General features: G+C 63.1%; 24 protein-coding genes. 17 read left to right on the forward strand and 7 right to left on the reverse strand.

Going from position 1 to position 26339, the window contains the following annotated elements; all coding sequences use genetic code 11:
* Positions 1–2: 2 nt before the first annotated feature.
* Both RX331_RS30305 and RX331_RS30310 read left to right on the forward strand, forming a co-directional pair.
* A complete protein-coding gene (locus RX331_RS30305) occupies positions 3–1784 on the forward strand; it encodes an acyl-CoA dehydrogenase (RefSeq protein ID WP_317253267.1) in 1782 nt (593 codons plus the stop codon).
* 312 nt (positions 1785–2096) lie between these two features.
* Positions 2097–3395 (forward strand): peptidase M15, encoded by a 1299-nt coding sequence (locus tag RX331_RS30310; RefSeq protein ID WP_317253268.1) that lies wholly within the window; start codon positions 2097–2099, stop codon positions 3393–3395.
* A gap of 148 nt (positions 3396–3543) precedes the next feature.
* Here the strand turns inward: RX331_RS30310 and RX331_RS30315 are convergent, their stop codons facing one another.
* Complete coding sequence (locus RX331_RS30315) at positions 3544–3915, reverse strand: GcrA family cell cycle regulator (protein ID WP_317253269.1); 372 nt, start codon at positions 3913–3915, stop codon at positions 3544–3546.
* 124 nt (positions 3916–4039) lie between these two features.
* On the reverse strand, positions 4040–5191 hold the full coding sequence (locus RX331_RS30320) for a hypothetical protein (protein ID WP_317253270.1): 1152 nt from the start codon (positions 5189–5191) through the stop codon (positions 4040–4042).
* 721 nt (positions 5192–5912) lie between these two features.
* Between RX331_RS30320 and RX331_RS30325 the strand changes: the two genes are divergently transcribed.
* Complete coding sequence (locus RX331_RS30325; protein WP_283029504.1) at positions 5913–6128, forward strand: hypothetical protein; 216 nt, start codon at positions 5913–5915, stop codon at positions 6126–6128.
* A gap of 72 nt (positions 6129–6200) precedes the next feature.
* Here the strand turns inward: RX331_RS30325 and RX331_RS30330 are convergent, their stop codons facing one another.
* Complete coding sequence (locus tag RX331_RS30330) at positions 6201–7154, reverse strand: ring-cleaving dioxygenase (RefSeq protein WP_317253271.1); 954 nt, start codon at positions 7152–7154, stop codon at positions 6201–6203.
* Positions 7155–7264: 110 nt separating this feature from the next.
* Between RX331_RS30330 and RX331_RS30335 the strand changes: the two genes are divergently transcribed.
* The 9 genes from RX331_RS30335 (at position 7265) to RX331_RS30375 (ending at position 17705) form a co-directional block, all read left to right on the forward strand.
* Positions 7265–8029: a crotonase/enoyl-CoA hydratase family protein gene (locus RX331_RS30335; protein ID WP_317253272.1), complete on the forward strand. Its 765-nt coding sequence runs from the start codon at positions 7265–7267 to the stop codon at positions 8027–8029.
* A gap of 106 nt (positions 8030–8135) precedes the next feature.
* Positions 8136–9797: a bifunctional metallophosphatase/5'-nucleotidase gene (locus RX331_RS30340; RefSeq protein WP_317253273.1), complete on the forward strand. Its 1662-nt coding sequence runs from the start codon at positions 8136–8138 to the stop codon at positions 9795–9797.
* 282 nt (positions 9798–10079) lie between these two features.
* Positions 10080–11006: a histone deacetylase family protein gene (locus tag RX331_RS30345; RefSeq protein ID WP_317253274.1), complete on the forward strand. Its 927-nt coding sequence runs from the start codon at positions 10080–10082 to the stop codon at positions 11004–11006.
* A gap of 57 nt (positions 11007–11063) precedes the next feature.
* Complete coding sequence (locus tag RX331_RS30350; RefSeq protein WP_317253275.1) at positions 11064–11315, forward strand: exodeoxyribonuclease VII small subunit; 252 nt, start codon at positions 11064–11066, stop codon at positions 11313–11315.
* Between the two features lie 174 nt (positions 11316–11489).
* Positions 11490–12788, forward strand: a complete 1299-nt coding sequence (locus RX331_RS30355; protein WP_317253276.1) for a hypothetical protein — start codon at positions 11490–11492, stop codon at positions 12786–12788.
* Between the two features lie 348 nt (positions 12789–13136).
* A complete protein-coding gene (dxs, locus tag RX331_RS30360; RefSeq protein WP_317253277.1) occupies positions 13137–15062 on the forward strand; it encodes a 1-deoxy-D-xylulose-5-phosphate synthase in 1926 nt (641 codons plus the stop codon).
* 82 nt (positions 15063–15144) lie between these two features.
* Entirely contained in the window at positions 15145–15717 is a 573-nt protein-coding gene (locus tag RX331_RS30365; protein WP_317253278.1) for a nucleoside 2-deoxyribosyltransferase, read from the forward strand.
* Positions 15710–16465 carry a TlyA family RNA methyltransferase gene (locus RX331_RS30370; protein ID WP_317253279.1) on the forward strand — a complete coding sequence of 252 codons (756 nt, stop codon included), beginning with the start codon at positions 15710–15712 and terminating at the stop codon, positions 16463–16465. The genes RX331_RS30365 and RX331_RS30370 overlap by 8 nt, the downstream gene beginning before the upstream one ends.
* Positions 16458–17705 carry a class I SAM-dependent RNA methyltransferase gene (locus RX331_RS30375; RefSeq protein WP_317253280.1) on the forward strand — a complete coding sequence of 416 codons (1248 nt, stop codon included), beginning with the start codon at positions 16458–16460 and terminating at the stop codon, positions 17703–17705. The genes RX331_RS30370 and RX331_RS30375 overlap by 8 nt, the downstream gene beginning before the upstream one ends.
* A gap of 9 nt (positions 17706–17714) precedes the next feature.
* Here the strand turns inward: RX331_RS30375 and RX331_RS30380 are convergent, their stop codons facing one another.
* The gene (locus RX331_RS30380) at positions 17715–18578 is read right to left on the reverse strand and encodes a DUF1194 domain-containing protein (protein WP_317253281.1); all 864 of its coding nucleotides are present in this window, start codon (positions 18576–18578) and stop codon (positions 17715–17717) included.
* 185 nt (positions 18579–18763) lie between these two features.
* Between RX331_RS30380 and RX331_RS30385 the strand changes: the two genes are divergently transcribed.
* The 3 genes from RX331_RS30385 to RX331_RS30395 all read left to right on the forward strand — a co-directional run bounded on the left by RX331_RS30385 (position 18764) and on the right by RX331_RS30395 (position 19691).
* On the forward strand, positions 18764–18940 hold the full coding sequence (locus tag RX331_RS30385; protein ID WP_317253282.1) for a hypothetical protein: 177 nt from the start codon (positions 18764–18766) through the stop codon (positions 18938–18940).
* 48 nt (positions 18941–18988) lie between these two features.
* Positions 18989–19294: an ATP-dependent Clp protease adapter ClpS gene (gene clpS / locus RX331_RS30390; RefSeq protein ID WP_317253283.1), complete on the forward strand. Its 306-nt coding sequence runs from the start codon at positions 18989–18991 to the stop codon at positions 19292–19294.
* A gap of 106 nt (positions 19295–19400) precedes the next feature.
* A complete protein-coding gene (locus tag RX331_RS30395; RefSeq protein WP_317253284.1) occupies positions 19401–19691 on the forward strand; it encodes a hypothetical protein in 291 nt (96 codons plus the stop codon).
* Here RX331_RS30395 and RX331_RS30400 read toward each other — a convergent pair.
* Positions 19652–21244, reverse strand: a complete 1593-nt coding sequence (locus RX331_RS30400) for a winged helix-turn-helix domain-containing tetratricopeptide repeat protein (protein ID WP_317253285.1) — start codon at positions 21242–21244, stop codon at positions 19652–19654. The genes RX331_RS30395 and RX331_RS30400 overlap by 40 nt on opposite strands.
* Positions 21245–21427: 183 nt before the next feature.
* Between RX331_RS30400 and RX331_RS30405 the strand changes: the two genes are divergently transcribed.
* Both RX331_RS30405 and RX331_RS30410 read left to right on the forward strand, forming a co-directional pair.
* Complete coding sequence (locus RX331_RS30405) at positions 21428–22573, forward strand: ABC transporter substrate-binding protein (protein ID WP_317253286.1); 1146 nt, start codon at positions 21428–21430, stop codon at positions 22571–22573.
* 23 nt (positions 22574–22596) lie between these two features.
* Positions 22597–23751 (forward strand): FAD-dependent monooxygenase, encoded by a 1155-nt coding sequence (locus tag RX331_RS30410; protein ID WP_317253287.1) that lies wholly within the window; start codon positions 22597–22599, stop codon positions 23749–23751.
* Between the two features lie 144 nt (positions 23752–23895).
* Here RX331_RS30410 and RX331_RS30415 read toward each other — a convergent pair whose 3' ends face one another.
* Together RX331_RS30415 and RX331_RS30420 are read right to left on the reverse strand one after the other, a co-directional pair.
* Complete coding sequence (locus RX331_RS30415) at positions 23896–25020, reverse strand: hypothetical protein (protein WP_317253288.1); 1125 nt, start codon at positions 25018–25020, stop codon at positions 23896–23898.
* 126 nt (positions 25021–25146) lie between these two features.
* On the reverse strand, positions 25147–26331 hold the full coding sequence (locus RX331_RS30420) for an adenylate/guanylate cyclase domain-containing protein (protein WP_317253289.1): 1185 nt from the start codon (positions 26329–26331) through the stop codon (positions 25147–25149).
* Positions 26332–26339 lie beyond the last annotated feature (8 nt).

The following is a 26339-nucleotide window of genomic DNA, read 5'->3' on the forward strand; positions in this document are numbered from 1 at the left end:
TCATGACTTACCGCGCGCCGATCTCCGACATCCTGCTCGCGCTGAACCACGGCGCAGGGCTGCAGGCCGCCGTGAAGGCCGGCCATTACGGCGATTTCGACGGCGACATCACCGCCGCCGTGCTGGAGGAAGCCGGCAAATTCGCCGGTGACGTCTTGGCGCCGCTGAACCGGATCGGCGACGAACACGGCATCAAGCTCGAAGACAATAAGGTGACGACGGCGCCGGGCTGGCCGGACGCCTATCAGCGCTGGGCCGCCGCCGGCTGGAATGCGGTGTCGGGCCCGGAAGCCTTCGGCGGCCAGGGCCTGCCGCTGGCGATCAACGCCGCCTGCACCGAAATCTGGAGTGCCTCGAACATCGCGTTCGGTCTGTGCCCGCTGCTGACGCTTTCCGCAATCGAGGCACTCGATGCCCATGGCAGCGAGGAGCTCAAGAAGATCTATCTGGCCAAGCTGGTCTCTGGCGAATGGACCGGCACCATGCAACTCACCGAGCCGCAGGCCGGCTCCGACGTCGGCGCGCTGCGCACCCGCGCCGAACGCGCGGACGACGGCACTTACCGCATCAAGGGCAGCAAGATCTTCATCACCTATGGCGACCACGACATGACCGACAACATCGTGCATTTCGTGCTGGCCCGCCTGCCCGATGCTCCCGCGGGCACCAAGGGAATTTCGCTGTTCCTGATTCCGAAATTCCTCGTCAATGCCGACGGCTCGCTCGGCGCACGCAACGACATCTATCCTAGCGGCGTCGAACACAAGCTCGGCATGCACGCCTCCCCCACCTGCACCATGACGATGGGCGATCAGGGCGGCGCGATCGGTTACCTGATCGGCGAGGAAAACAAGGGCATGCAATGCATGTTCACGATGATGAACCAGGCTCGCCTCGGCGTCGGCCTCGAAGGCGTCGGCATCGCCGACCGCGCCTACCAGCAGGCGCTGGCTTATGCACAGGAACGCCGCCAGGGTCGCGCCGTCGGCAAGAAGGGCGACGGGCTCGATCCGATCATCGTCCATCCCGACGTCAAGCGCATGCTGCTGCAGATGCGCAGCATGACGGCGGCGGCACGCTCGATCTGCTACGCCACGGCGGTGGCGCTCGACGTCGCAGCGCGCGCCACGGACCCGAAGGTGCGGGCCGATGCCGCCGCGCGCGGCGCGCTGCTGACGCCGATCGCGAAGGCGTTCTCCACCGACATCGGCAACGAGGTGGCCTATCTCGGCGTGCAGATCCACGGCGGCATGGGCTTCATCGAGGAAACCGGCGCCGCGCAGCATTACCGTGACGCCCGCATCACCTCGATCTATGAGGGCACCAACGGCATTCAGTCGATCGACCTCGTGACGCGCAAGCTGGCGGCGAACGGCGGCGCCTCGGTCTGGGCGCTGCTCGGCGAACTGCGCGGCATCGTTAAGCAGGTCGAAACCTCGAACGATCCCGCTTTCGGCACCACGGGCGCCAAGCTGCGCGATGCGCTCGGCTCGCTGGAGCGCGCCAGCAAATGGCTGCTCGAGCGGGTGACGTCGGCGCCGAACGACGCCCTCGCCGGTGCGACGCCTTATTTGCGCCTGTTCGGCTCGACGCTCGGCGGCTGCATGCTGGCCGGCGAGGCGCTCGCCGCCAAGAGCAATGGCGAGGCCGGCGATCCGCAGCGCTATGTGACGGTGGCGCGGTTCTTTGCCGAGAACATCACCGTGCAATCCGCCTCACTGGAGAAGACCGTGACGGACGCTGCGGACGCCGTGAACGGCGCCGACGCGGTGTTGCTGGGATAACGGTCCGTGGGGCGGGTCAGCGCAGCATAACCCGCCCTCGACAGCACGACGCGGCGCGATCTTTGGCGGATTACGCTGTCGCTAATTCGCCCTGCTCTACCGCGCATGCGTCACTTGTGTAGGGCACATAAAGTCCCGAAATTGCACAATAAGTTCCATCCGCGGCGCGTGGTATCGAGGCAACACCCGTGAAAAAATGGGCAACCCCGTAGTCGCCGCCCGTTGCGCATTGATTTCGCAATCCGAACAATGCGTGCTGTCGTGTGCTTGGCTCGTAATCAGGCTCCTGCGGAGCCTTGGGGAGGCCGGATCATGGACCCTTGGCGACTAGCGACGAAGGCGCAACGCCGAATCAACGCACTCGCGGGAACGGCTCTTGCGAGTTGTGTTCTCGCCTGGCTCGCCGGTCTCGGCTCGGCGCCGATCCAGCAAGTCAGCGCGGCCGTCGAGAGAACCGGTGCGGTGCCGGCGGTGGAACGCAGCGCGCCCGCTGTCGCCGCGAACGTTACGCCTGTAGAGCCGCCGCAGATCGACACGCCGCGGAAGATCGTTCTGGCCAGCGCCGACACCACCGAAATCATCGTGCCGGCGGCCAGCGAGTCCGTGCTGAAGAATGTCGTTGAAACGGCGGCGCAGCTTTCCACCTATGAGCCGATATCGCTTTTCGAGATTTCGCCGATCGATTCTGTGCAGGCACTGCCGCCCGAGCAGCCGTCCACCGAGATGGCGATGATAACCCCGGCCGATGCCGTGCTTGACAACCCCCAGCCGGCGATGCCCCTCCTCGAGATCAACGAGGAGTGCCTCGTCGCCGAGATCTGCATCGACCGCTTTCTATGGGCGCTCTACGAACGGGCCCCCAAGATCGACGCCATCGCAGTGCATGAACGGCGCAAGGTGACGATCAAGCGCAAGGGAAAGCTGAGGACTGTCACCAGGACCTTCACCAAGCGAGTAGACCAGGACTTCACCTGGAAGGACCCGAAGGCCGCCGAACGGGCCGGCATGACGATGATGGACTATGTGATCGGCGGCATGGACCGGACGTTCAAGCTCAAGCTCTTTCATACGCTTAATGCCGCGGAACAGGCCGGACTGCACCCCGGCATCACCAGCGCGTTCCGCGACGACTATCGTCAGTCGATCGCAAGCGGCCTGAAGGCGGCCAGCGACCGGTCCTACCATGGCGGCAGCTCGCGCGGCGGCTATGGCCACGGGCTTGCGGCCGACATCGTAAGCGTCAAGGGGGCGACCCGGGCGCAGCGATGGGTCTCCACCGAAAAGCTCTGGAAGTGGATCGACGCGAACGGCAAGAATTTTGGGATCGGCCGGCCCTATCTCGACCGAGATCCGCCCCACGTCGCGCCGATCGACGGCAAGGAATATGTATCCCGCCGCGGCGGAGCGAAGACGGAGGTCGCGGAGGTCAAGACCAAGAAGACAGTGGTCGCAGAGAAGAAGACCAAGAAGACTCACGTCGCGGAGACGAAGGGCAAGAAGAGCAGCCGGCACGCCGCGCGAGAGGATCGCAGCAAGGCGAAGCACGGCAAGACCGCTAAAATCGCCAAGGGCGCCAAGACGGCGAAGCTCGCGCGCGCGAGGACCATGTAGGCGGTTCAATTTGATCCGAAAAAACTCGTTATGCCCGGGCTTGTCCCGGGCATCCACATTTTTGGTCGCCAAATAGAAGGACGGGGATGGCCGGCCGTGGCGAGCGCAAGCGACCATCCTTCAGACGGCTATGTCCGGCCTTGACAGTTCAGCCTGTGTTCCTGACCGCGTCAGCCAGCATCGCGAAGAGCTCTTGCTTAGTGAACTCCCGCGTCGGCGTCGCAACTGTCTTGGACTTGGACGTCTTGGATTTGGACATCCTGGCCTTCGACACCTTCTTCGACACCACCCTGTCCACCGGACGGCCGCAGGCCGCTGCCAGCTTTGGCCTTCGTATCGGCACTGAAACGATCTTCGGGCTGGCCGTCGGCGGCTTGTGACCTCGCTTGTGCCCCAAGCGTTTCAGCTTGGCGCTGACGGCGTTGCGGCTGTAGCCGAGCCTGCTTGCGATCTGACCGGCGCTGTGGCCTTCGGCCCAGAGCTGCTTGAGCAGTGCTACGTCCTTCGCATCCCAACTCATGGGAATAGTATACGCCGGATCTTCGCGAGAGGCCAGTGATTGCTGATGTCGCGCGGCCGACGCTTCATCTCGTCGTTAATGCAGCGGTCCCATCTGCGCCGACTGGCACCCGTGATGTCTGTCGCTACTCCGACTCGCGCGATCGCGAACCGGCGGCGGCGACCGTCAGCGCGATCGCTGCGGGGTCGCAGCACAACACCATCAGCAATATCAGCCAGCGCACCGCAGCTTCGGGCGCGGCACCGACCATCATCGCTAGATACTGGATCGGGCCTGTGGAGGCTTCGATGCGCGAGCGTTCACCGGCCAGCGCAGCGCGCTGCGCCTGCAATCCGACCAGCGTGGCGGTGGCCGTCTGGCGCTGCGTGTCCAGCCCATCCCGCGTCGCGCGCTCCTGCGTCACGATGTTGAGGGCCCGCGTCACCCGGCCGCGCCGCGTCGATTCATCGACGGCACGGTCGATCTGCGCGATCCGGCTGGTGAGATCGGCGACGACGGCGGTTTGCGCCACCACACGGGCTTCCAGCGCTTCAATGCGTTCGGCGATCCCCGAGCGCGCGGTCGCGGCGACGCTGACATGGGCTTCCACCAGTTTGCCGAACACGCCGGCGGCGTTGATCAGCGCAAGGCCGGCAACGAGGGCGACCATGACCGAACGCATCTTCCAGCTGGTCTGGCGCCAATGCGCAGCCAGCCACCCGGCGATCACGAGCTTGCCGGCTTCCATCGTCGCGGCGAGCACCATGACTCCGACCGGATCGCCGGGAAATATTTCCGCCATGCCGGCGACGGAAAAATAGGCCGCCACCGTCGCCAGCGCGAGCGCAGCTATCACGGCAAAGGTGCGGCTGGTCCGCTCGCGCCTTGGTGTGACGGGAACGGCGGAAACAACCTCCGGCGCGGCGGGCGCGACCGAAACCGGCAGCGGCTCAAGCGGCACGCTGAAAGCCCCCGGCTCGACATCGAGCTCGGCCGCCTTGACGTCGGCCGCGCCGGCCCCGACCGTCTTCGCCGTGGTTGTCCTGGCTGGTTTGGTCTTGGTGGTCTTGGCGGCCTTGGCGCGACTGGCCGCAGAACCAGCGCGACCGCGCTTCGTTGCCGGGGTCGGCGCCTCGCTGGATCGTTCAACGCCCACCTCCTCGACGGCTGTCGTCACCAGCCTCGGCGTGCGATTTGCGACATTAGCCAGATCATCGAGAAGCCTGCGGCGGACGGCGCCGGCGTCCTCCATCGGCTCGGCCGCGGAGATCGCATGCGGAATCGGACGGCTGGTCATGCGGCCCCCCATCTTGCCAGTGTGAAAGTCAACCTTGCGCCGGCGAGCGACGGGCATGCGCCGTGACCTTCGGTCACGACAGCGTACCCGGAGCTTTCGTCAGCAGCCGCAAACACGACGACAGCCGTGACCGATCCACAGCCACCGGCAACGCCTTCGGCTTGCGTGCCCATCGCAAACTTCGACATCGAAGAATCCCCACTCGGACTGTTGACCGCGGATTATATCCGCACGCGCAGCCCATCGCTGCCTAACGATGCGCCTTCCGGAATTTAGGACGACGGTTGTTGCACGAATGCCGCATCCCACGCTTCAGCGCGGAACCGCCCCACACGCTGCGGGAGAGACGAGCACGGCGCAATGTTGGAATTGAGTCGGAATGCGGTTCGCGGATGAAATCAGTGCGAGAATCCGCGAAGCGGCCGCAAGTGTCACGGCGTCCGAGCGATGCCGCCGGCACTGTTGCCGCGCAATGACAGTCGCGGCTAATCCGGCACAGAAGCCGTAGTTCTACGCTTTGCGAATCGGCCCCTGCCGAATTCTACTTTCACAGCAATTGTTTTCCTTGTGAGTGCTCGACTAGACCGTCCCGCGCCGGAAACGGCGCGGCTTTTGAAGTGCGTAGTTTTACGGGCCGATTTCTTGAAAGGCCGCGCGCACCACCGCTGGCACGAACCCTGCATGGCGTGAGCGAGCCGGACATTCAACAACGAAGGTTGCCATGCTCGTTACTCTTATCGCCGTTCTCTGCAACAGCCAGCTTTGCCTCGAAAAGGTCGTCACGACCAGCGAACAGTCCGGCATCACGATGGGCGCCTGCGCCGTCAATGCGCAAATCGGTATCGCCGACTGGCTCGCCAAGGGCCCGTATCACGCCTGGCGATTGCAAAGCTACAAATGCGTCCTCGGCAAATACGTGCCGAAGAACGAGGCGTAAGCTCGTAGATCGTAGGACTTCCTGGCGTTGCTCAAGGACGCCCTTGAGCAACGCCAGGAGGTCCTGCGAAATTCATTCAATCGGCTTCAGCCCGGCTTCGATCGCCGCCCGGCGCGGCTCGAGAAACGGCGGCAGCGCCAATTTCTCTCCGAGCGTCTCCATCGGCTCATCCGTCGCAAACCCCGGGCCGTCGGTGGCGATCTCGAACAGGATGCCGTTGGGCTCACGGAAATACAGGCTGCGGAAATAGAAGCGGTCGATCTCGCCGCTATTGGGCACGCGAAGTTCGTTCAGGCGCTGCGTCCAGGCGTGATACTGCGCCTCGTCAGGCGTGCGGAAGGCGACATGGTGCACACCGCCGGCGCCCTGCCGCGCGACTGGAGCATTCTTGTCCTCGAGCACATGTAGTTCGGCGGCGAGGTTACTCTCTCCCCTTGCCTCACCCATCTCGAAGACATGAATCTCGGCACCGTGCGCGGCATACGTGCGCCCGCGGCGCATGTTCATGACCTCGGTCAGCACGAAGGCGGTACGCGACAGCTCATGTACGGTCAGCACGATCGGGCCGAGCCCGCGGATCTGATGCTCCAAGGGCACCGGGCTCTTCTCCCAAGGCGATGACGTGCCGGCGCCGCCGTCGTCGACCAGCACCAGCCGCTGTCCTTCGCCGTCCTCGAACGGCAGCGTCAGCCGCCCGTCGACCTCGACGACATCGCGGGCCGCCACCCCGGCCTCTTTGAGGCGATCCCGCCACCAACCGAGGCTCTTCTCGCCGTTAACGCGCAGGCCGGTGCGCGAGATCGAATTGGTTCCACGACGCTCGGGCGGGACAGGGAAATCGAAGAAAGTGAGATCCGTGCCGGGACTGGCTTTGCCGTCCGCATAGAACAGGTGATAGGCGCTGACGTCGTCCTGGTTCACGGTCTTCTTGACCAGCCGCATGCCGAGCAGGCCGGCGTAAAAAGCCAGATTCTCCCGCGGCTTCGCGGAGATCGCGGTCAGGTGATGTATTCCGCCTAGCTGCATTGCATTAACCCTGTGAACGCGGACGGTTTGGCCTCTTGCCGGATCATGTAGGATGTGGCCCGATGATTGACCAGCGGCAGCGTTGCCGCCGGCGTTCCAGGGACGGGTTCATGACCGGGCACCTCATTGTATCAGACGAAGACGCGACGCGCGTGATCAAGCTGCGGCGGCCCGAGAAGAAGAACGCATTCACCCAGGACATGTATCGCGGAATGAGCGATGCGATCGACAAGGCGCAGAACAACCCCGATATCCGCTGCATCATCATAACAGGCGGCTCCGGCGTGTTCACTGCCGGCAACGATCTCGAAGATTTCCTTAAAGAGAGCACTTCGGATGCCGACACGCCACGTGGCGCCTCCAACGCGGTGAAGCTCCTTTATTCGCTGGCGCACAACGTCAAGCCGATCATCGCGGCCGTCGACGGTGTCGCGATCGGCATCGGCACCACCATGCTGTTTCATTGCGACTATGTGCTGGCCAGCACGACGGCGACGTTTTCCACGCCGTTCATCAATCTCGGACTGGTGCCGGAGGGCGCCTCCAGCCTGCTGATGCCGCGCACCATGGGCCACCAGCGCGCTTTTGCCATGCTGGTGATGGGCCGCAAATTTTCCGCCGAGGAGGCGCGCGTGGCCGGCTTCGTCAACGTCGTGGTCGCCCCCGGCCATACCGAGGCCGAGGCGCGCAAAGTCGCGCGCGAAATCTGCCACCTGCCCGCGGAAGCCGTCGCGGTCACGCGTAAGCTGCTAAGGCTGCCGCCGGAGGACATGACCCGCCGGATCGACCAGGAAGGTCATTTGTTCGGCGAACGGTTGCGCTCGAAGGAAGCGGTGACGGCGTTCAAGGCGTTCTTCGAGCGGAAGAAGGGGTAGTAGCGCACCGGAGATCTGCGTAACCCGGATGAGCGCAGCGACATCCGGGCTTTACCCTCCACGATCCCGCATATCGCTGCGCTCATGCGGGCTACCCGCCGGTGCCATGAAAATACTCCGTCCTGTCCTTTCGTTGGCGATCCTGATCGCGCTTGCCGTGCCTTCCCGTGCGCAGTCGTCAGCGCCGGTGGACCTGCGCCTGCTCGCGATCAATGATTTCCACGGCTATCTCCGCCCGTTCCCGGGCGGGATCACGATCGACGATCCCGAGGACAAGACCAGGAAGATCGCGGTCCCCGCAGGCGGCGCCGAGCATATGGCGACGCTAGTGCGCGAGCTTCGCCAAGGACACAAGAACACGATCTTCGTCGCGGCCGGCGACCTGATCGGCGCCAGCCCGTTCCTGTCGGCGATGTTCCACGACGAGCCGACGGTCGAGGCGCTGTCGATGATGGGCCTGAACATTTCCTCCGTCGGCAACCACGAATTCGACGAGGGCAAGGACGAGCTCTTACGCATGCAGAATGGCGGCTGCCACCCGGTCGACAAGTGCCAGGGGCCGCACCCGTTCGTCGGCGCGAAATTCCGCTATCTCGCCGCCAGCACGTTCGAGAAGGCGAGCGGCAAGACGGTGTTTCCCGCCTATGACGTCAGGGAATTCGACGGCATCCCGGTAGCCTTTATCGGCCTGACGCTGAAGGGCACTCCTGGCCTGGTTTCACCGGTCGGCATCGCCAGCCTCGAATTCCGCGACGAGGCCGAGACGGTCAATGCGCTGGTGCCCGAATTGAAGGCGCGCGGCGTCGAGGCGATCGTTGTCCTGATCCACGAAGGCGGATTACCGACAGGCGATTACAACGAATGTCCTGGGATCTCCGGGCCGATCGCCGATATCGTCAGGAAATTCGACAAGGCGGTCGACGTCGTGGTCTCCGGCCACACCCACCGCGCCTATGTCTGCGAGATCGATGGAAGGCTCGTCACGTCAGGCGACAAATACGGCACGCTGGTCACCGCCATCGACCTCAAGCTCGATCCCGTCACGCGCGATGTCATCAGCGCCAGGGCGAATAACAACATCGTCCGCACGGCCACGCTGGCAAAGGACCCGGAACAGACTGCGCTGCTGGAGGCCTATGACAGGCTTGCCGCACCGATCGCCAACCGCCCGGCGGGATCGGTGAGCGCAACGCTGTCGCGCGTGCCGAATGCCGCCGGCGAAAGCCCGCTCGGCGACATCATCGCCGATGCGCAGCTCGCTGCAACCAGCGCCGCGGAAAAGGGCGGCGCAGTCATCGCCTTCACCAATCCCGGCGGCGTGCGCACCGACATTATGCGGAAAGAGAGCGGAGCGGTGACCTACGCCGATCTCTTCGCCAGCCAGCCGTTCCGCAATCAGCTGGTGACGCTGACGCTGACCGGAAAGCAGATCAAGGACATGCTGGAGCAGCAATGGCTCGATCCGAAGCGACCGCGGATATTGCAGGTGTCCAAAGGCTTTTCCTACGCGTGGGACAACAGCAAGCTTGATGGCGAACGCGTATTGGCCGAGCGAATGTCGCTGAACGGGCAGACAATCGATCCCGCCGCGAACTATCGCGTCACGGTCAACAATTTCCTTTCCGTCGGCGGCGACGGCTTTACCGTGCTCACGCAGGGAACCGCGCCGCTGATCGGCGTCTACGATACCGACGCGCTGCACGCCTATTTCAAGGCCAATAGCCCGGTCGGGCCCACCTCGGCCGATCGCATCGTCAGGATCAACTGAGCCTCGGACGGCGTTCCCCGGATGCTGCGCAGCGCGCCGCTTTTCGCGGCGTGGTCCGCTGCTGATCCGGGGTCCACGATGCTGCAGCCAGGTCCCGGCTCTGCGGTGCATCGTCACCGGACGATGCTTCGCATCGCCGGGAGACGCTGCACCGCAGCCGGGACACGGAAACGACTAAAACAGGCTCGTCCTCGTGAACGACTTTGCCGGGCCTTTCCGAACTGCCCCTAACCGCCTAGATTAATCGCCTCTTGCCGGCGCACCTTTACGCCAGGATTTCGCATGACGCTGCTTCTGAGCCACACCGCCTGTCTCGACCATGTCACGCCGCCGGGGCACCCCGAGCGTCCCGACCGGCTGCGCGCCGTGGCCGAGGTACTTGGGGAGGAACGCTTCAAGCCGCTGGTGCGCGGCGAAGCGCCGGAAGGCAGCCTCGATTCCGTCACGCTGTGCCATGGCGAGCATTATGTCGGCGAACTCCGTCACATCGCACCGCAGAGCGGCATGATCTATATCGACGGCGACACCTCGATGTCGCCGGGCACCTGGGAAGCGGTGATGCGCGGCGTCGGCGGCGCCGTAGCGGCAACTGACGCCGTGATGTCCGGCAGCCACAAAAATGCCTTCGTCGCGGTGCGGCCGCCCGGTCACCATGCGGAGGTGTCGAAGCCGATGGGCTTCTGCTTCTTCGACAATGTCGCGATTGCCGCACGCCACGCGCAGCGCAAATACGGCATCGGCCGTGCCGCGATCGTCGATTTCGACGTCCATCACGGCAATGGCACGCAGGACATCTTCTGGCACGATCCGACCGTGATGTATTGCTCAACACACCAGATGCCGCTGTTTCCGGGTACCGGCGCCAGCGGCGAGCGCGGCGAGCACGACACCATCGTCAATGCGCCGCTGGCCTCCGAGGACGGCAGCGCCAAGTTCCGCGCGGCGTTTGAAAACCTGATCCTGCCGCAATTGCAGAAATTCGCCCCCGAGCTTGTCATCATCTCCGCCGGCTTCGACGCGCACTACCGCGACCCGCTCGCCTCGCTCAACCTGAAGGCGGAGGATTTCGGCTGGGTCACGCGCAAGGTGATGGATGTGGCCGAGACCAGCTCGGGCGGACGGGTTGTCTCCGTGTTGGAGGGCGGCTACGACCTGCAGGGGCTGAAAGAATCGGTTGCAGCCCATGTCACCGCGTTGATGGGCGCCTAAATCCTCGCCCTGACGCAAACTTTTGCTCTCGACCGGGGGCACATCCGGGAACCCGATATGGCCGAAAATACCCAGGCGGACGTCAAAAAGCTCTCCTTCGAACGCGCGATGGAGGAGCTTGAATCCATCGTGAAACGGCTCGAGGACGGCAAGGTACCGCTCGAGGAATCGGTCGCGATCTATGAACGCGGCGAGGCGCTGAAGCGGCGCTGCGAAGAACTGCTCCGGCAGGCCGAGGCCCGTGTCGACAAGATTACGACGGATACGAATGGCCAGGCCACGGGGACCGAGCCGCTCGACGTGCAGTAATTTTCCGGCGAAAGCTCGCCCGGCGCGGCGCGCGGCCGGCATAAGCCGGCGCAAGGTGGGGCGAATCGGCATCGTCTGCCGCCAAAACGTCAAAAGGCCGGCCGATTTAGCCTCCTATTTAGTTCTTGGCCCCTGTCCGGGCTGTTATAGTCACCCATCATCCGGGGACAGTACGTGCGCGTCCAGCACCGCCATATCATCTATATTCAAGGCTACGATCCGCGCGGGCTGGCGCAATATTACCGCATGTTCCGAACCGAACTGCGCAAGTTCGGCCGGCTTTATCAGCTCGAGGCCACCATCAGCCGGCCCAAGGTCGCTTCTGACGACGAGATCGCGTCCTGGACTATCGATACCAAGGCCGAGGACTGGCAGAGCCGAACCTCCTACGATTTCCTCCGGTTCGAGGATTTCATCCAGCAGGATCTGGCGTCGCCGATCTGGCGCACGGTATTCAATGCGGTGTGGATCTACTGGCGCCTTGTTTTCGCCGGCACTATCGCCCGCTTCGGCAAGGCGAACTGGCGGTTCGCGACCTTCATCACCTACCCCCATCTGATGCTGCTGCTGGAAGCCGCCTGCGCCGGTGCCATCGCCTTTGTGTTCGAGAAGGGGCTGAACGCGCTCGGCATTCCCAATATTTTCAGCATCGCCATCGCGACCGCGCTGTTTGTCGCCCTGCTCGGCGTCGTGCTGAAATACACCGAGAATGCCACTTACGTGCTCTATCTCCTGTGCGACACCATCTGGACCTGGGAATTCTCGCACCGCCAGCGCCCGGAATGGGACCAGCGCATCGACCGCTTTGCGCAGCATCTCGTCAAGACAGCCAAAAGCAGCGATGCCGACGAGATCGTCATCGTCGGGCACAGCTCCGGATCGTTCCTGTCGACGGAAATGCTGGCGCGCGCGCTGAAGCTCGATCCGGCGCTCGGCCGTCACGGCCCCAGGATCGTGCTGCTCACCATCGGCGGCAATTTCCCGATCGTCGGCTATCACGCCGTGTCGAAGCAGTTCCGCGACCATCTGCGGCAGCTTGCGGTCGAGCCGTCGATCGACTGGATCGACTGCCAGGCCCGCAAGGACGTGATGAACTTCTACCAGTTTGATCCGATTGCGAGCCACGGCATCGATGTCGGCGCTGCAAGGCGAAATCCCAAGATCGTGCCGGTCCGCTTCCGCGACATCATCCGCGCCGAGCACTACGACAAGTTTCGCTGGCAGTTCTTCCGCGTGCATTTCCAGTTCGTGATGGCCAACGAACTGCCCAACGCCTACGACTTCTTCATGATCGTCTGTGGCCCGGTCCCGCTCGCTGAGCGCATGGCCGTCCCGGACGCCGCCCTTGAGGTCGCGACCGGCGATTCTGTCGCACGCGACCGGGCCTGGAAACGAATCGAAGCCGTCACCGTGACCGCCCCGAGTGCCGACGATTTGAGTAAATTGGAACCATCTGCGCGCCGCAGCGGTTGAAAAACTTGGCTTTTTTGGGCTCCTGCCTCGGAACCGAATCACGGCTCCGGGTTGGCTTTGGCCGCGGCTTTAGTGTAAAGCTGGGACTTCAATGGGCTGGGGAGAGCAGCTTGCGGCCGGATTCGTGCGGCGGCAAGCACTTCAAATAGCTGAAGAAATGAACCGGGAAGGGTTAGAAGCTACTAACGTGATGCATATCACAGGGTTCTAACTGGAGTGCATCTAAGCTTTCAAATCAGGTACCTGCCTGCCTGACTGGCGGACGGGTCCGGATTCTCACGGCGCGGGTAACGCGCATCCCATCTCGCGTCGGGCCATTGGCCCCGACATGCAAAATTGGAATATGCTGTGACCACATATAGTAAAACGCCGCTTCTGGACACCATTCGCACTCCCGACGACCTTCGCAAGCTCAAAATCGAGCAGGTGCGGCAGGTCGCCGATGAACTCCGCCAGGAAACTATCGACGCCGTGTCGGTGACCGGCGGCCACTTCGGCGCCGGCCTTGGCGTCGTCGAATTGACCACCGCGATCCACTACATCTTCGACACGCCGCGCGACCGCCTGATCTGGGACGTCGGTCACCAGGCCTACCCGCACAAGATCCTGACCGGCCGCCGCGACCGCATCCGCACGCTGCGCACCGGCGGCGGCCTCTCCGGCTTCACCAAGCGCAGCGAGAGCGACTACGATCCGTTCGGCGCCGCGCACTCCTCGACCTCGATTTCGGCCGGCCTCGGCATGGCCGTTGCCCGTGACCTCTCCGGCGGCAAGAACAACATCATCGCCGTGATCGGTGATGGCTCGATGTCGGCAGGCATGGCCTATGAGGCCATGAACAATGCAGGTGCGATGAATTCGCGCCTGATCGTGATCCTCAACGACAACGACATGTCGATTGCGCCGCCGGTCGGCGCGATGAGCGCCTATCTGTCCCGGCTCTACTCCGGCAAGACCTACCGCACGCTGCGCGAGGCGGCCAAGCAAATCAACAAGCGCCTGCCGAAGATCCTCGCCAATCGCGCCAACCGCGTCGAGGAATACTCCCGCGGCTTCATGATGGACGGCGGTACGCTGTTCGAGGAACTCGGCTTCTACTATGTCGGCCCGATCGACGGCCATAACCTCGACCATCTGCTGCCCGTGCTGAAGAACGTCCGCGACATGGAAACCGGCCCGATCCTGGTCCACGTCGTGACGCAGAAGGGCAAGGGTTACGGCCCGGCGGAAGCGTCCGCCGACAAGTACCATGCGGTCGTCAAGTTCGACGTCGCCACCGGTGCCCAGGCCAAAGCCAAGCCTAATGCGCCGGCCTACCAGAACGTGTTCGGCCAGAGCCTCGTCAAGGAAGCCGAAAAGGACGACAAGATCGTCGCCATCACCGCGGCAATGCCGTCCGGCACCGGGGTCGACATCTTCAACAAATCGTTCCCCAACCGCACCTTCGACGTCGGCATCGCCGAGCAGCATGCGGTGACGTTCGCCGCGGGCCTCGCGACCGAAGGCTACAAGCCGTTCTGCGCGATCTACTCGACCTTCCTGCAGCGCGGCTACGACCAGGTGGTCCATGACGTTGCGATCCAGAGCCTGCCGGTGCGCTTCGCGATCGACCGCGCCGGCCTGGTCGGCGCCGACGGCGCGACCCATGCCGGTTCGTTCGACAATGCCTATCTCGGCTGTCTGCCGAACTTCGTCATCATGGCGGCGTCCGACGAGGCCGAGCTCGTCCACATGGTCGCGACGCAGGTTGCGATCAACGACCGCCCGAGCGCCGTGCGCTATCCCCGCGGCGAAGGCCGCGGCGTCGAGATGCCCGAGGTCGGCATTCCCCTCGAGATCGGCAAGGGCCGTGTCATCCGCCAGGGCAACAAGGTCGCCCTGTTCTCGTTCGGCACCCGTCTGGCCGAATGCGAGAAGGCCGCGGATGAACTCGCCGCCCATGGCCTTTCCACCACCATCGCCGATGCCCGCTTCATGAAGCCGCTCGACGTCGATCTGCTGCTCAAGCTGGCGCGTGACCACGAGGTCCTGCTTACCATCGAGGAAGGCGCGATCGGCGGCTTCGGCTCGCATGTCATGCAGACGCTGTCCGATCACGGCATGCTCGACGGCGGCCTGCGGATGCGTTCGATGATCCTGCCCGACGAGTTCCTCGACCACGACACGCCCGCGGCGATGTACGCCCGTGCCGGCCTCGACGCCAAGGGCATCGTCGCCAAGGTGTTCGACGCGCTCGGCAAGGACTACAAGACCGAATCGGTCAAGCTCGCCTAAGGCATTCTTCCCTTCAGTCCTGACCCGGTCAGGACCGAAGGTTTGACGGTGTTGAAAGCTTGGCACTTTCGCCGGTAATCCCATGAAGATCTATCTGGCAGGTCCCGACGTGTTCCTGCCGGACGCCATTGAGATCGGCCGCCGCAAGGCCGCGATCTGCGCCCGGCATGGCCTCACCGGGCTCTATCCGCTCGACAACGCGATCGACCTCACGGCCGCCGACGCCTCACTCGCCATCTTCAAGGGCAATGAGGCGATGATGGATGCCGCGGATGCGATCATCGCCAATCTGACGCCGTTTCGTGGCCCCAGTGCCGACGCCGGTACCGTCTATGAACTCGGCTACATGGCCGGCCGCGGCAAGCTCTGTTTCGCCTACAGCAACGATCCCGCCCTCTATACCGAGCGGGTTGCGCGGTCGTTCGCCATGAAGACAGCCCTCGGTGGCCATCTGATCGACGATGAAGGACTGACGGTCGAGGATTTCGGCCTGCCGGATAATCTGATGATGATCCACACGCTCGACCTCCGCGGTGCTAGACTGGTGACGCCGCGGCAGCGGCCGCAAAATATCTGGCACGATCTCGCCTCGTTCGAAGCCTGCGTTGCACTCGCGGCGGATCGCGCCATCGGCAATCGGACTGACATTGGCTGACAGGAACGACAGCGAGACTTCCGCACGCAAGCGCGTGGACGTGCTCTTGGTCGAGCGCGGCCTGTTCGAAAGCCGCGCCCGCGCCCGTGCGGCGATCGATGCCGGCGGGGTGACGGCCGACGGCAGGCTGGTGTTGAAGGCCTCCGAGATGATCGCGGCCAATGCGAACCTGTCGGCGCAGCCGGCGCACCCTTATGTCTCACGCGGCGGCGTCAAGCTGGCCGGGGCGCTGGAGCAATATCCGATCGACATCGAGGGTCATGTCTGCCTCGACGTCGGCGCCTCCACCGGCGGCTTTACCGAGGTGCTGCTGACGAATGGCGCCAGCCTCGTCTTCGCCATCGATGTCGGCCGCGGCCAGCTGCATCCCTCGCTGCGCGATCATTCCCGTATCATCTCGATGGAAGAGACAGACATTCGCAAGCTGGAGAACACACGGCTGCCGGCGCGCCCCGACGTCGTCGTCATCGACGTCAGCTTCATTTCATTGAAGGCGGTACTCCCGGTCGCGCTCTCGCTCGCGGCAGCCCCGATGCACCTGCTCGCGCTGATCAAGCCGCAATTCGAGGCGGAGCGGAAACATTCCAAGCACGGCATTATTCGCAACGCGATGGTGCATCAGGAAATCTGCGACGACATCTCGACATTCGCCGCTTCCCTCGGCTGCACCGGTATCGAGGTGTTTCCCTCGTCCATCACCGGTGGCGACGGCAATATCGAATTCTTCATGGGCGCACGCCGTGGCTGACACCGAGCGCCTCGTCATCGACCATGTCGGCCATCATGGCGACGGCGTCGCGCTCGCCCGCGGCGGCAACATCTATGTGCCGTATGCGCTCGGTGGCGAAACGATCGAGGCTGGCCCGGTGCCCGGCCATCATCCCGACCGGCGGCGGCTGCTCAAGGTCGAGGTCGCGAGCGAACAGCGGATCGCGCCGTTCTGTCCGCATTTCGGCGTGTGCGGCGGCTGCACGATCCAGCACTGGGACGCCGAGCCCTACCGCGCCTGGAAGCGCGAGCTCGTGGTGACGACGCTGGCGCAGGCCGGCATCGCGTGCGAGGTCGCCCCGCTGGTCGATGCCCATGGCGCCGGCCGCCGCCGCATCACCCTGCATGGGCGGATGGGAACGCATGACGTGCTCAAGGTCGGCTATGCCGCAGCGGGCTCGCACGACATCATTCCGATCGACCGCTGCCCGATCCTCGACCCGCAGCTCGGCGGCGCGATCGAGGCGGCCTGGGCCGTCGCCGAGCCGCTGATCGCGATGGGCAAGCCGCTCGACATCCAGATCACGGCGACCAATAGCGGGCTCGACGTCGACGTGCGCGGCTCCGGGCCATTATCGACCGCGATGGTCACGCGGCTGTCGCGGATCGCCGAACAGCACAAGCTGGCGCGGCTGACGCGCCACGGCGAGTTGGTCCTGATGCGAACGCCGCCAACGGTGTCCATGGGCAGTGCCAACGTCGCGCTGCCGCCCGGCTCGTTCCTGCAGGCGACTGTTGCCGGCGAGGAAGCGCTGGCGGCGCAGGTAGCGGACCATTGCAAGCGCAGCAAGAACATCGCCGACCTGTTTTGCGGGGTCGGGCCGTTTGCCCTGCGGCTTGCGGCAAGAGCAAAGGTCGCCGCCTTCGACAGCGACGCCGGCGCGGTGCTGGCATTGCAGAAGGCTGCGACTTCCACCTCCGGACTGAAGCCGGTCAAGGCCGAAACGCGCGACCTGTTCCGCCGCCCGCTGATGCCGTCGGAACTGCGTGACTATGATACGGTGGTCTTCGATCCCCCGCGGCAGGGCGCGCAGGCGCAGGCGACGCAGCTGGCGGCGAGCAAGGTCCCGACGATTGTGGCGGTATCCTGCAACGTCACGACTTTCGCTCGCGATGCGAAGATTTTGATTGAAGGCGGATACAGGATTGATGGCGTGACACCGGTCGACCAGTTCCGCCACACGCCGCATGTGGAATTGGTAGCAAGATTCAAGAGATAAGCGCGCGGTCTACCTCCCCCACCTGTCCTGCCAGATCTTCTCGCCGATCATGCAGTTGACCCGCGGCTCCTTGCCGGCGGCAGGGACGACGAGGCGCTCGGGGGTTCGGCCGGCGACTTCCAGCAGCAGCTTGGTGCGGATCGCTTCCTTGAACTTATCGCGGTCCTTGATCGTCACCACGAACGCGCCGGGGCCGCCGATCACGCAATCCTCGTAGTAGTAATCGAGATTATCGATATCCATGGTGGAGTAAGACGGCTCTTTCACCATGATCGGCAGGCCGTTGATGACGATGCCTTTTTCGACCGCGGCGTCGCGCGCCAGCGTTACCGGCATGCCGTTGTTGTTGGGGCCGTCGCCGGAAATATCGATCACACGGCGCAGGCCGCGGTGCGGACTCTCGTCGAACAGCGGCATGGCGAAATTGATCGCGCCCGAGATCGAGGTGCGCGAGGCCCGGCGGATCGGGGTCTTGATGATTTCATTGGCGACGGCATCCGCCGTCTCGGGCCCGTCGATCACGCGCCACGGTATGATGATCTTCTGGTCGGTGGAGGCGGCCCATTCGAAATAGGTGACCGCAATCCGGCCGTTCGGGCCGCTCTTCAGCGCCTGCAAAAATTCCTTGGAGACGATCGCCTGGGCGTAGCCTTCCCGCTGCAGCGCCAGCTCGTCCATGTCCATCGAATAGGAGACGTCGACGGCCAGGACGAGTTCGACGTCGACGGTTGGGTTGGCATCCTTTTCGGCGGCCAGTTGGCTTCCATCACCGCCGGGCTGATGGCCCGCCCGGTTCGGTGCGGCAAAACCCGCCACATCGCCGGCAAGCACGCCGGCTACAAGCACGACCCCGATCGAGACATACCAGCGCATTTGCGGCCCTCCCGTCGAATGTCAGTGATGGTGACACGCAAAACGTCCGACGCAAAGCGCTGAAATCATTTGTCCTTCACATTCGGGTTAGGATCATGCCTGATTCCGCAACCAGACTTGTTCATCAGGTTCCGCTCCACCAATTTGCCGACCTGGTGTTTGGCTTTCCCTGTTGAACGATCCGCGTGCCGGTCGCAACGGATGCGACGCGGCCGAACAAGACGGCGGCATGGATCGCGCTGAAACTGTCGGCAAACGCCCAGTTTCAGGACCGCCCCGGAGCCTGTAAACTGATCGAGACGGCCGTCAGCCGGGGCGATCAGGGCATGACGGAGCGTCTGGCGGAGTGCCGCAGGAGCTGACGGTAATCGCCGCCCCCTCGGTTCGTTCGCTGCGAGGCTCTACCTGATATGGCCGATACCGTCGTCACGCCAAAGACCAAGGTCAAAACCAAGACCGAGCGGCCGCGCCTGCACAAGGTGATCTTGCTCAATGACGACTACACGCCGCGCGAATTCGTCGTCACGGTGCTGAAGGCCGAATTCCGCATGACCGAGGACGAGGCGCACAAGGTGATGATCACCGCGCATCGCCGCGGCGTCTGCGTCGTTGCCGTGTTCACCAAGGACGTCGCCGAGACCAAGGCGACCCGCGCCACCGACGCCGGCCGCGCCAAGGGTTATCCGCTGCTGTTTACGACCGAGCCGGAGGAGTGATGTTCCAGTGCTCGGCGCTCGGCCCGATGCCTGGTTGAACGCTCCAAACAAAATATCGAAAACAACCCCATGCACCGTAGCCGTCAAGGGCCGGCGCAGCCCGCCGATGTTCCGCAAACCATTTGACGCGTCGGGCAAATCACCGGCACAATGGCATCATGGCTGCGGCTGGATTGGCTCGGACGTGGGCTCCATCAGCGCGCGCTACAGCCCGATCGATGCAAGTTGGAAGGACGCGAGAGAGCTAACGGCTCGCGATGCGCCCGAGAGCGGACGCATTATCCTCATTTTGGGTTTTGTCGAGTTTGACCCCACAGCAGACATCGAAGCTGCGCAACGCACAACCCAACGTTCCAATCATCCCTCCGGCACTTCGGCTAAGCGCATTCCTTCGTAGAAACGTATGCGTTTGGCAAGATAAACCGGATTGTCGACTCTGGCATCGGTGCGGTAGCGACGGATCGTAAAGCTGGGGTCGAGGACAAGGCCGGCTGCGGCAGCGGCGCGAGCTTCCTTTAGCTCTCCTAACAGAGCCAGCGCGGCTGCGAAGTGAAAATGAGAGAGCGCATGATTTCGATTGAATTCAATGCTCCGGCGAAACCAATCGACGGCCTCGTGGTCCGCACTGATGCTCAACTTACCCAGCCCGACAAACATGTACCAGAGATAGGCCCGCGTATCGCGCGGGGAAAGTCGAAGTGCTTCCTGGATATGCTCCTCGACCTCTTCACCGCGTCCGAGTAAAAACTTACCAAGTCCGATGAATCCGTGGGCGTCGGCTAAATTTGGATCCAGCAGAAGCGCCTGTCGGCATTCGGCGATGCCTCTTGAAGCACGCATACTCTGCATTTGAACAGCGCCGAGCAGCATGTGGGCTCTTGGATGGTTGGGCGCGTGAAGCAGCACCTTGTTCAAGGCGGCCTCTGCGGCTTCAAAGTGCACGGATGAGTCATCGGTCAGGAAGGCTGATCCCACGGACACGTCGATCTGAGCGGCAGCGACCGCCGCCTCGACATTGCCCGGATCAAGCGCAAGGGCACGCATGAAGAAGTCCCGCGCCTGCGCCATGAACGTCCGCGTCACGCCCTTGTTGATGCAAGCCCTGCCCTGAAAGTACAAGTCCATGGCGTCGGGCCGTGGCGAGCGTTCCGCGCGCCGCGCTTCGGCGTTGATGAGTTCTGCATTCAGTGTATTAGCAAGTCGAGACACTATCTCATCCTGCATGTCCAGCAGGTCCCCCGCGGGCTTGTCGAAGCGCTCGGCCCAGACATGGCTCCCGGTTTCGGCGTCGGTCAGTTGGGCATTGAGGCGAAACCGGTTGCCGCCGCGTTGCATCGATCCTTCCAGCACATAGCGCACGTTCAACTCGCGGCCGATCTGCCTGACATTGACGGCTTTTCCCTTGAACGTGAACGCGGTATTGCGCGCAATGACGAACGAGCCGGCAATGCGTGACAAGTCCGTCGTGAGGCTTTCGGTCACACCATCGACGAAATAGTCCTGCGCCGGATCGCCGCCGATATTTGCAAATGGCAGGACCATTATGGACAGTCGCGGCGTCGAAGGGGCCGTCATTTCGCCGACAGCGGATGGCCGCGGCGTGTTGCCGGAAATGACGAGGTCGCCGCTCGGCTTTTCGTCGACGACCAGCATGTAGCCGCGGCGCGGTACTGTCTTCAGGGCCGACCGACCGGCATCTCCCAAGGCACGCCTGATGTCGCCGATGGCTTGAACGAGGGAGTCCTCGGTGACCTCGCAGTCCGACCAGACCTCATCCATGATCTCGTCCTTGTCGACCAGTTCTCCGGCCCGTGTCGCAAGAAGCCGCAGCACCGCCCAGGCCCGCGGGCGCAAGGGAACGACGTCGCCGCGTCCGTCACGCAAGGTTTCACGGGCGAGGTCCACAATCCGGTCGCCGACAACGATCGGGGGCTGTGATGACTTCAACAACGGCGCCTCGTGGAACTGCTTTCGGAAAATTTAGGCGAAGTTTCGGGACGCAGGAGCGATTGTACAGCATCATCTTGCAGTCCCGGTAAGCAATTTTCTCCCGATCGAAGCCGCCAAGTACGAGGTGCCACCATGATCCGGCCCCTGATTCTCGCCGCCGTAAGCCTCGCAGTTTTTACGGTCTTGCCGGCGACGGCTGCAGAGAAGAAACACGGTCCCGGCGTCAGCGATACCGAAATCAAGATTGGGCAGACGGTTCCTTACAGCGGGCCGATCTCGTCGTTGAGCCGCTTCGGTCGTATTGAAGCAGCCTATCTCCGGATGATCAATGCGTCCGGCGGCATCAATGGCCGCAAAGTGACCCTCGTTTCGCTCGACGATTCCTTCACGCCGGCGAAGACGGTGCAGCAGACGCGGAAGCTCGTGGAGGACGACGATGTGCTTGCGATCGTTGGATCGGTGGGCACGCCTACCAACCTGTCTGTGGCGAAATATCTCAACGGCAAGCATATCCCACAAATCCTGTTGCTCGCCAGCACGCCGAAGCTCGACGATCCCGAAAACCTGCCATGGACGACCACGTTCATGATCCCGCAACCGGTCGAGACTGGGATCTACGCCGAGTATCTGCTGAAGACCAAGCCAGACGCCAGGATCGCCGTAATCTATCAGAATGACGATTTGGGAAGGGGTAACTTGGCCGGCTTGAAGGCCGCGCTTGGATCGAGCTCGACCATGGTGGTGGCGGAGGCAGCCTACGACATCATGGAGCCGACGGTCGATTCGCAAGTCCTGACACTGAAGGCTTCCGGTGCCGATACGCTGTTTCACGCCTCCAACCCCCGCTTTGCCGCGCAAGCGATCCGCAAGGCGCACGAGGTTGGCTGGAAGGTTCAACATGTGCTGCTGTCCGGCGTGAGCAGCATCTCGTCTGTGTTGCGCCCAGCGGGACTTACGGCCTCGACCGGCGCAGTCACAGCGTTCTGGCTGAAGTCGACTGAAGAACCCATGTGGGACGCCGATATCGACATGCAGCAGTATCGGGCCTTTATGAAGCAGTGGGCGCCGAACGAGGATCTTGAGGAATCGGTTTTCCCCTATGCAACCGCTCACATGATAGTCGAGGTCCTGAAGAAATGCGGCAACGACCTGTCTCGGGAAAATCTGATCAGGCAGGCCACAAACATTCAAGAGCTTCAACTGCCGCTGTTCCTGCCGGGTTTGTCCATAAACATCACCCCTTCAAACCGGATCGGTTGGAGGAAAGCGAGGATGGCGCGTTTCGACGGCATCAAATGGGTCCTGCTCGATGATGTTATCGGAAATTGACCGCCAAAGCCGGATCAAAGCCAATGACCAGCAAACTGGGCGTTGCTATCGTCGGAGCGGGGATTGGAGGATTGTCCGCTGCGCTCGCGCTCGGTGCACGAGGCATAGACGTGACGGTTTTCGAGGAAGCAGAGGCTCCGCGCGAGGCTGGCGCCGGAATATCGATCCCGCCGAATGCAGCCAGATTGCTCAAGCGCACTCGCTTGCGTGACGCAATCGAGAACATCACCACGAGGAGCCAGGGCCTGACGCTACGGAGATCGCAGGGAGAGCCTGTTTCGAGACCGGGTGCGCCGACGCCGCAGAGCTATCAGATTCTCCGCATCGAACTGCTCGACATGTTGTTGAGCGTAACCGAACGAAAAGTGAGATTCGGGCATCGTTGTATCGCAGTCGATGAAACGTTCACCGGCGCGCGATTGACCTTCGCAAATGGTACCTTCTGCGACGCCGATGTGGTGATCGGCGCGGACGGCATCCATTCGATCGTCCAGCAGGCGATCGGGCTGACGGCGCGGCCTACCAGCGAGGGTATCATAGCTTATCGAGGCCTCGTACGATCGGAGAAGCTGCCGTGGTCTACAGAGCTGCGCGGGCTAAACGTGTGGATGGGGGACGGCTGCAGCTTTATCTGCTTCCCGGTGTCGCAGGGAAAGCTGATCAATATTGTCGCATTCGTCCCTACTCCGCGTGACATGGAGGAGACCTGGTTTGCGCCGGGTGACGTCGGGACGCTCGCTGGCAAGTATAAGGGCTGGGACGCGCCCGTTTGCAATTTGATCGCAGCGCTCGACCAGACGTTTTGCTGGGGAATCTATGATCGGCCGCCGTTTCCATATTGGTCGAAAGGGCCGGTAACTCTGCTTGGAGACGCGGCCCACCCAATGGTCCCTCATTTCGGGCAAGGGGCTGGACAGGCCATCGAGGATGGCTTCGCGCTTGCCATTTTGCTTGAGCACGCAGGGCGCGACGAGATTCCGGAAAGATTGCAGGCTTACCAAAAACTGAGACTGGAGCGGGCTAGCCGAGTGCAAGACGCCTCGCGTTTGGCCGGCCAGTTCTACCGATCCTGGAGCGACGACCCGTCAGGACAAGCTGACAGGATGCGCGACTGGATGTCGGCGGCTGAGTGGATCTTCCCGTACGATGCGGAGACGGCCGCCTTGGGACTGCTGTAATCTGGAAGGCCCGCGATCTGGGGCCGAACGTATCGACGCTTTGCACGTGGCCTTCTGGCGCTTTTGCGATCTTGGGAAGACCTGCTTTCCGCTGCTGTGGAGGTTGAACAGACACATGCGGCCATCCGTTGTTCGGCCCATGCCTTACAGATACGCCGCCAGCCCGCCACCGGACCCCGAACCAAGGCTGCTCTGGATCGATGCCGCCGAACGGTAGCTCGCAACGATCCTGTTGGCGTAATCTTCGGTGAAGCCGAGAACGCTGCGCTCCTCAGCGCTCATTTTCGAATATTGCTGGAGCAGCGCCAGGCTGCTGGCCTTTATGCCGTCGCCGCCGAATGCGTTCACCAGGCTGCTTCGCGTGCGCTGGTTGAGCTCTGCTTTGGCAGCACCGGCTTCCTGCGCCGAGAATGACGCATCACGGTTCAACGCCATGATCGCAAGGGCTCGATTGTCGAAGTCGGTGAAATCCACCTGCTGCCCGGTCTGCCTGCCGCAATCGAATACCAGGTCCTTGCCGTTGTCCCTGGCGTTACCCGCCTGCGCGTCGAGCATCGCCCGCGCGGCGGCCACCAGCGTATCCGGATTTGAGTCCGTCGCGGGTGAGGTTTGCGTTCGCGCCTTGTCGAGCAGTGCTCTCACCGGATCGGCATCATTGCCGGTGACAGGGGCCTTGCCAAAACTTGCCCTCGCCGCCGCCAGGCCCTCCTGCACCGCCTGCTTCTGATCCTGCCAGGCCGGAGTTGCCGTTTCGTCGCTGCCGGCCTGATCGAGATAATCCGACGCCGCGGCGTAGAGGCTTGCATAGTCTCCCGTGTGCCGGGCGATCACGACATAAGGAGACATGGCGTCGTTGAACCGCGACTGCAATGTCCTGGTCGCCGCCGTCACCTCGTCCTTTGAGAATTGGCCGTTCGCATTGTCTGAGATCACCGACAAGGTCGCGCGGGTCTGGCCGGAAAAGTCGATGGCGACCTGCCCATCGAGCATCGCCGAAGACGTTCCCAGCGCAACATATTGCTGGTCGAACCATGCGCGCGCCCGCGTAGTGAGAGTTGCGATCGAAGGCTGCTCGCTTTCCGCCGCCGTCCGCGCCAGATAGGCCTTGGCCTCGTCAGACAGGGTGACCGAGGTCGACGATGACGACGAAGACGTGTCAGTGCTGTTGGCAGGCGCAGGATTGGCCTTCGACGCTGTGCCGCCTGCCCCGTAAGCATTGCCGGCATAGCTGAGATAGGAGGCTGCGTTTGATCCAACCGAGATCGACACGGGAGCATCCTCCAGCGCGAGAAATGATTAGCAACACATGAATAAAGATGGTTAACGGCGGGTTGACGGCCGGCGCATTGATTCCTCTTTGCATCTTTTGCGTGCGGGGCGGTACGACTGCGAGCTTCAAGCCGCCGACGTCTCTTCGGGCAGGCCGTAGACTCGCGCGGCTTTCGAAAAGCCCGCGACGGGAAACTCGCCGAGATCGCTCCACCCTCCCCGGCAGATGCCGGCGAAGCCTTCCGATGCCACGATCGTGCGACGCGTCTGGCTGGCGATCTTTTCGAGGCGGGCCGCCAGGTTCACGGCAGGCCCGATGCAGGTGAAGTCGAGCCGGTTGCCGCCGCCGATATTGCCGTAGAGAATTCGGCCGACATGGAGTGCCAGGCCGAAGCGAAAGCGCTCGACCGCGTCGCCGACGGGGTATTGCAGGTCGGCAATGCTGGCGCGGGACTCGTGGGCGGCTTCCAGCACGTGCGAGCAGACCTGCCGTTCGTCGCCGACATATTCGTCGATCGGAAACACCGCGAGCAGGCCGTCGCCCATGTATTTCAGCACGTCGCCGCCATGCTTCTTGATCGCGGTGACCTGGCAATCGAAATACTGGTTCAGAATGTCGACGACAGTTTCGGCCGGCAAGCGGTCCGACAGTGCGGTGAAGCCGCGCAAATCGGATAGCCAGATCGCGGCATTCATCGTCTCGGTGTGGCCGCGCCGGATCTGTCCACCCATGATCCGCTCGCCGGCGCTGTTGCCGACATAGGTGTCTAGCAGGCCCGCTGCCATGCGGCGCCAGTTGATGATCTCGATCACCCGCGACAACGGCGTGATCAACCCATGCAGGGCCGCCATCTGCTCGTCGGTGAAACCACCAGGCTGCTTGGTGGTCCAGGTCGAGGCATGCACCGAGCCGTCGGTAAAAAACACCGGCAGCGCGATATAATCCGTGACGCCTTCGGCGCGCAGCTCGCTGACGATCGGAAAGCGATCGCTCTGCGGATCGTTCGCTCTGGCCCGCACTTCCAGTCCCTGCCCGAACACGATGTATAGCGGGCTGGAGTGAAAATCCGGCGAGTCCAGGATCTTGTAATCGACCGAGCCCATCTCGACTTCGGCGCCCGGCTTCCAGATGAAACTGCGGCCGTAGATTTCGGGATGCAGTGTGCGGACGAAGACGCCGACGCGCCACAGCGGCAGGCCGGCCGCCACCATCCGCTCGCAGCACTCGGCCATGAATTTGGGCGGGCTGGTCGCAGACCTGCCGCCGTCGATCAGCCAGTCGTTCAGCTTCTGCAGCTCTGCGATATTCATGGCGCAGG

This window comes from Bradyrhizobium sp. BWA-3-5, from assembly GCF_032917985.1.
Taxonomy (GTDB): Bacteria; Pseudomonadota; Alphaproteobacteria; order Rhizobiales; family Xanthobacteraceae; genus Bradyrhizobium.